Source organism: Akkermansia muciniphila, assembly GCF_900184965.1.
GTDB classification, from domain to species: domain Bacteria; phylum Verrucomicrobiota; class Verrucomicrobiia; order Verrucomicrobiales; family Akkermansiaceae; genus Akkermansia; species Akkermansia muciniphila_A.
Window position 1 is genome coordinate 1 of the sequence record NZ_FXYA01000089.1, and the last position, 6,996, is coordinate 6,996.

General features: G+C 56.5%; 2 protein-coding genes. One reads left to right on the forward strand and one right to left on the reverse strand.

Features of this window, described 5'->3' with window-relative positions:
• Positions 1-3,616, reverse strand: a 3,616-nt coding sequence (locus CI070_RS01550) for a hypothetical protein (RefSeq protein WP_094135405.1), incomplete at its 3' end; no start/stop codon positions are given.
• A gap of 299 nt (positions 3,617-3,915) precedes the next feature.
• On the opposite strand from CI070_RS01550, the gene CI070_RS01555 reads away from it, so the two are divergent.
• Complete coding sequence (locus CI070_RS01555) at positions 3,916-6,879, forward strand: hypothetical protein (protein ID WP_256943511.1); 2,964 nt, start codon at positions 3,916-3,918, stop codon at positions 6,877-6,879.
• Positions 6,880-6,996 lie beyond the last annotated feature (117 nt).

Below are 6,996 nucleotides of genomic sequence, written 5' to 3' on the forward strand. Positions count from 1 at the left end.
CCGCCAGCACGTCCGACTGGATCAGGTAGCCGGGGGCGGCCGTATACACCGACCCCCTGGCCGCGTCCTGGTTCGGATAGCCTCCCCTGGGCGCGATCACCATGTCGGAGAGTTCGTCAAACGTGCTGTTGATGGAGCTCTCGTCAATAGCCGCCTGAAGCGCTCCCTTCACCCCCATTTCACCGCTCTGCAGACGGCGGTTGACAAAGTCGGACATGTTCAGGAAGGGCCCCCTCTTCCTGACTTCCTTGACCATGTTCCGGGCCAGGGACCTGATCTGGGAGTCGCTCAGGGTTCTCAGGTCCGACCACGCCATGGCCTCCCCGTCCGGGATGCCCTGGGTCACCCCTATCGAGCCGTAGTCGTCCACGTGGGACTTGTCGCTGCTGGCCACCCCGAAACGGGAAAAGGCCGTCTGGGAGTTGCCGAGCACGGAAGGCCTCCCGTTTCTGGAATAAAGGATTTTGCGCTTCTTGAGCCCCAGCAGGGTGGCTTCCCAGGCGCGCTGGGAGGTGGAGTTGACATTGAATCCGCCGGCGACGGTGAGGTACTTGGAGGCATGCTTGTAGCCCTCGTCCGTCCTGGCGAGTTCTTCGACGACAGCTTCCGAGGGTTTGCCCTGAAGGTCGGGCATGAAGCGGCGGTTGGCGATGCCGGAGGCCCTGTTGGAGGAAGCGTCCGTGGAGAAAGCCTGCTGAAGAACGGTTTTCAGTTCTTCCCTGCCCGTGCCCCCAAGGCTGGAAGGGCGGGCGGCCAGGGAGGAGGCGAACCAGGAGTCCCAGAGGGCGTCGTTGATCATCAGGCCGTGGTCCCAGAAGTCCCCCAGGGCGGCGTCCCCCATGATTTCGTTGTGGGAAAACACCTTGTCGGCGGGAAGCATGGGATCGGCAAACGCGTTGCCGATGCCTACGCCCGGCACGCCGGACTGGTAGGCGAAGCGCTTGGCGATGGCCGCCTTGGAGTCGCTCCTGTACCATCCCGGGGTGAGGCGGCATCCGGCAAAGCCGGCCAGGCTGGAGGGCTGCTGGAAGGGAAGTTCCGCGGCGACAATCTTGTTGACCTGCTCGGCTCCCGGCCCTCCGAAGGGGGAGAGCCTGGTGCCGTCGTTGGAAAGGATGTTGGAGATGGTGATGGGGAAGAAGTCGCTGTTGGCGTTCTTGACTTCAAACTGGTACGGGCTGTAGAGGCGCCCCAGTTCGGAGGCGGTGGGCATCTGGCCGCCCCAGAAGAGGGGGCTGGAGTGCTGCCATGTCTTGGCGCGGTAGTCCTTGCCCTCCGGGTAGGCTCCAATCACGGGCGGCTTGCCCCATTTTACTGATACTCCGTAGTAGGCTACAAAGGTGGAATCCAAGGTAGGCCTGCCGTATTCCCCCGCCTTCTTGGCTTCCTCATTGGGGCCTTCGTTGCGTTCCCACATTTCTGCGGGAAGTTTAATCTGGTCAACAAGAGGTTTTTCCCAGGCGCCCCAGTTCAGGTTGAGGATGGCCGGCATGGTCTTGGAGAAAATGTCTATCTCCGCCGTGCTTTTCCCATTCAGGGAGGAAGAACTGTTCATTCTGTTGGGATCCATCAGGCCGGCCCCCATCACGAAGGTCCCCAGGGCTTTGGAGGAGCCCTTGTCTCCGTATTTGACGGCAAGAACGTGATTGTCCGGCGTGCCGTTGAGCTGGCTGGTGTTTTCCGCGAAGATAACGGAAGCCTTGGCAATGCCTACCTGATTGTATCCGCTGCCGTCCAGAAGCTCATAACGGACGCCGTCCGTCAGGTTGACGGCATAGGAGCTGACCTGCCCCGGTTCTTGGGACCAGCCTTCCTTGAGCGGGAACCTGTCCGGTTTGAAATCACCGCTGTTGGGTTTTGTTTTGTAAACTTCGTTGCCGTTGGCGATGTTGGAAACGACCGGCTGGGCGAAGACGACGATTTCGCCCGCTTTCAGGGTGGAGGGCTCTCCTTTGACCGTGGAACCGTCGCTGTTAAGTTTGGAGGTAGTCCGGAAAGAGGCTCCGAAATCCGCTACCTGGCGGTTGTTGTAAGAGGCGTTCAAATAGGGGACCAGGCAGGATTCCCCATAATTGGAGAGCGCGTTTTCATCCAGTTGGTTCCAGGCGAATCTGACATTATGGGAAAGCAGCAGGGGCATGAAGCGGTGCTCGCCGAAGTAGGCGCCCCAGACGCCTCCATTGGCCCCGGTCAGCTTCATATCCACATTATACGGATTCCACCAGACATAGACGGGAATGACGGCGACACGGAAGTCAATCCATCCTCCGCGGTTGGGGTGCTTGTTGCCGTGTCTGACATAGTTAAGCCCTACGAAGGAATAAAAGCGCAGCAGGATGGGGTGGCGCATGTACGTGTGGCGGTTGTCCATCATCTCCATGCTGGCTGCGGAGTCCGCCGCAATCAGCGTGCTGGGAGAGCTTCCGTTCCATTGCAGGGTGGCGGAGGCGTCCTGGCCTTCCCTCTTCGTGGAGGAGTCCCACACGTTGGCCCACAGGTAAAGCTGGTTCCAGGAGCCGATCGGCCGGTTCTGGTCCGACGGGTTGCCGTCCTCGGACGTGTACGGCCGCAGCCCTATGTCCGCGGTATCGCCGCGAAATTCTTCGGGCAGTTTTTCCTGGGAAAACATAATGTTGAGGTCCTGTTTAAGACCACCGAATTTAGAATCCGTCAGCAAACTGGAAGAAACCAGAGAGATGTCGTGGTAAACGTCTCCCAAATCCTTCAAACGTCCGTTTTTATTGTTAGCCAGCAGAGAATCAAGAGAGATAAGCTTTCTGACAGCGGACATGTCGCTCCCGGAGCCCGCCGTCATGACGGAAGAAAGATTGAGGGCTTCCAAATCGGGGCCGGGCGTATCCCAGGTGGAACGCAGCACCGTCAGGGCATCCGTACTTTCTTCAGAAGCATGCGGCATCAAATTGATGCGCGCTTTCTGATTTTCCCCGGTGACCCACCAGGCTATATATTTACGAGAGTTGGCATTTTTTTTCAGCCCTGTGGTCTTGGAGGAATCATCCACACGCACCATGCGGGCATAGATCTCCTTTTTATCCTGATTCCTGGCCCCTACGGGCGTCCCTATCGTGCCTGGCCCCACCAGGGCGACACTGCGGAAATTCTGGTTGGAAAGAGAACGTTTGCCCAACAGGTTTTTACCCGCTTCCAGGGAACTGAGTCTGCGCAGGTCAGGGTCGGAAATGAGCCAGCGGCGGAACATGGATTTTCTTCCTGTATCATACGTGGCCGAGATGTTCATGCCCTCGGAGTTGTTTGTATTGAGCCAGGAATCCCAGCTGTTCCAGACACCCAGAATATAAGGAGCGTTTCCTTCGCTGGTTCCGGAAGAAAGAATGCCGGAATTGGCGGAAACGCGCTGGTCGGGCCCCAATTCACACTGAAGCTGACCCAAAGCTACTTCCAGAGAAAATCTGGCGAGGGATTTGGCTTCCGCCGCAAAAAGCTGTTTCTCGGAGATGCGGACTTGTGAAGACGCAATGGTTAAAAGGCCAACGCTGAGGAGAGCCAAAAGCATCATCAGGGTAATGGTGGCAATCAGGGCAAACCCCTTGCTGACATGCCTGACAGGACGTTTAGTGAAAAGTTTGATCTTCATGAAAATGATGGTTTCCGGCAGGCGCTTTCCCGTTCGAGTGTGAGGAGAAAAACCTCTGCTGTCACGAAGGCGCGAAGAGCCAATTCTTAACTCTAGCCAATACAAAAAAGAGGCAGTTCATGCAAGCTCAAAGTTGGTCCAGCAAAGCACACGTTGAACAGAGAAAACAGGCTTTGCGGTAGTTGAAAATAAAAACAAATCGTAGAAAATAACATTTTTATCCAATTACCATCTTGAAGGTTTATGTTATGATTTTTACAGAAAAAACGGATTCTAAATTCGGTGGATTAAAAAAAGACTTGAATATCATATTTTCTCAAGAAAAGCTTCCTGCGGAATTTCGCGGCGATACCGCGGACATAGGGCTGCGGCCGTACACGTCCGAGGACGGCAACCCGTCGGACCAGAACCGGCCGATCGGCTCCTGGAACCAGCTTTACCTGTGGGCCAACGTGTGGGACTCCTCCACGAAGAGGGAAGGCCAGGACGCCTCCGCCACCCTGCAATGGAACGGAAGCTCTCCCAGCACGCTGATCGCGGCGGATGCCGCAGCGAATCTTGAGATGATGGACAACCGCCACACGTACATGCGCCATCCCATCCTGCTGCGTTATTACAACTTTATCGGTTCTTATTTGACAAAGAATGATCGTCAAGCTCAAAACGGAGGTTATATTAATGTAGCTGTATCAGTCGTTCCCGTTTATGTCTGGTGGAATCCGTACAATGTGGACATGCTATTTCAGGGAGCCGATGGAAACCCGTGGGGCTCCTACTTTGGCGAGCATCGCTTTAAACCCATGCTTTTTGCGGACAACGTCACTTCCTCCGGCCCTCTTTCCAGTTTAAAAATGTATACAGAGCATCCTCTGACGCCATATACGCAAGGGGCTCACGGAGCTATATACGATCGGCAGGTAGCCGATTTCGGAGCCTCTTACAGGAAGACTTCCCGATTGAACGACGGTACAGGAGAAATAGTGAAAGGCGAAGTGTCCGTCCTTAAAGCAGGAGAAATCGTTATTTTTGTCCAACCATCTACGACTCGTACTGACAAAGTTCAAAATGGTGCTGTATATAAATCTAAAAGTGGGGGATATGATACTCGAACGGATAATTTTGCTTTTAGGGAAGGATGGCCGCAAGACATGAGTGAGATGGCTTCTTATGGCGTTAATATATACACAGGCCTTCAATATCAATACTTTGAAGAATCTGGCTATCCAACAGAGCATAAATACACATTCTGGGCCCGTTTTGCGGAAACGGATGATGAACTGATAGGGAATGGAGGGAACTCCTCTTTGGGAACTCCTCCCAATCATGTTCTGTGCCATAAGTATACGGACGAATACAGCTCCAATTCCAAAAAATTGGGAACTTTCATGATGGGCGCTGGCATTATGGACGCCAACCAGATAGGAAAAGATACACGTTTAAGCGGGTCTTCCACACCGGACCCTATCGTTTTTTCTAAGATGTCCCCAACGATGCTCAATCTGAACTGGGGATTTGAGGAACAAATCATGCAGGCGACAAAAATACCAATAGATGGATGGATTCACCTCGAAGGAAAAAACGATGAAGATGGCTTGAAACGCGGTAAATACGCAGTTGCGCCGGACGGACCATTCCCCTATTTCATCGCTTACTACGGAGTATCAGTAAAATGGGGCAAGCCGCCCGTGATTGGAGCCTACCCGGAGGGCAAGGACTACCGCGCCAAGACATGGCAGCACTCCAGCCCCCTCTTCTGGGGCGGCCAGATGCCCACCGCCTCCGAACTGGGGCGCCTCTACAGCCCGTACCAGTTTGAAGTCAAGAACGCCAACAGCGACTTCTTCCCCATCACCATCTCCAACATCCTTTCCAACGACGGCACCAGGCTCTCCCCCTTCGGAGGGCCGGGAGCCGAGCAGGTCAACAAGATTGTCGCCGCGGAACTTCCCTTCCAGCAGCCCTCCAGCCTGGCCGGCTTTGCCGGATGCCGCCTCACCCCGGGATGGTACAGGAGCGACTCCAAGGCGGCCATCGCCAAGCGCTTCGCCTACCAGTCCGGCGTGCCGGGCGTAGGCATCGGCAACGCGTTTGCCGATCCCATGCTTCCCGCCGACAAGGTGTTTTCCCACAACGAAATCATGGGGGACGCCGCCCTGGGGGACTTCTGGGACCACGGCCTGATGATCAACGACGCCCTCTGGGACTCCTGGTTCGCCTCCTCCCTGGCCGCCCGCCCTTCCAGCCTTGGGGGCACGGGCAGGGAAGAACTGAAAACCGTTCTTCAGCAGGCTTTCTCCACGGACGCTTCCTCCAACAGGGCCTCCGGCATCGCCAACCGCCGCTTCATGCCCGACCTTCAGGGCAAACCCTCGGAAGCTGTCGTCGAAGAACTCGCCAGGACGGACGAGGGCTACAAGCATGCCTCCAAGTACCTCACCGTCGCCGGCGGATTCAATGTCAACTCCACCTCCCAGCGCGCCTGGGAAGCCACCCTGCTGGGGCTCAAGAAGCGCAAAATCCTTTATTCCAGAAACGGGAGGCCTTCCGTGCTCGGCAACTCCCAGACGGCCTTTTCCCGTTTCGGGGTGGCCAGCAGCGACAAGTCCCACGTGGACGACTACGGCTCGATAGGGGTGACCCAGGGCATCCCGGACGGGGAGGCCATGGCGTGGTCGGACCTGAGAACCCTGAGCGACTCCCAGATCAGGTCCCTGGCCCGGAACATGGTCAAGGAAGTCAGGAAGAGGGGGCCCTTCCTGAACATGTCCGACTTTGTCAACCGCCGTCTGCAGAGCGGTGAAATGGGGGTGAAGGGAGCGCTTCAGGCGGCTATTGACGAGAGCTCCATCAACAGCACGTTTGACGAACTCTCCGACATGGTGATCGCGCCCAGGGGAGGCTATCCGAACCAGGACGCGGCCAGGGGGTCGGTGTATACGGCCGCCCCCGGCTACCTGATCCAGTCGGACGTGCTGGCGGTGCTGGGCAACATCCTGACGACGCGGGACGATACGTTTACGGTGCGCGCCTACGGGGAGCTGACCAACCGCGAAGGGGTGGTGCTGTCGCGCGCGTGGTGCGAAGCGGTGGTGCAGAGGGGGATCAACTACGTGGATCCGGTGAACAGCCCGGAAACTCCTGCCCGGAAGGTCAACATGAAGAGCGGAGCGCTGGAGGATACGGAGCTGAGCGCCGTGAACAAGGCGTTTGGAAGAAAGTTCAATATCGTCTCCTTCCGCTGGCTGTCCCCGGAAGAAGTGTAGCAAAGGGAGCGCGTTCCCATTCCGTTTCACGCCGCTTTTCCTTTCCCGGGAAAGCGGCGCTTTTGCGTCCGGAGAGCGGGGGAAGATATCAGGGCTGGATGAACGAAAGACGATTTT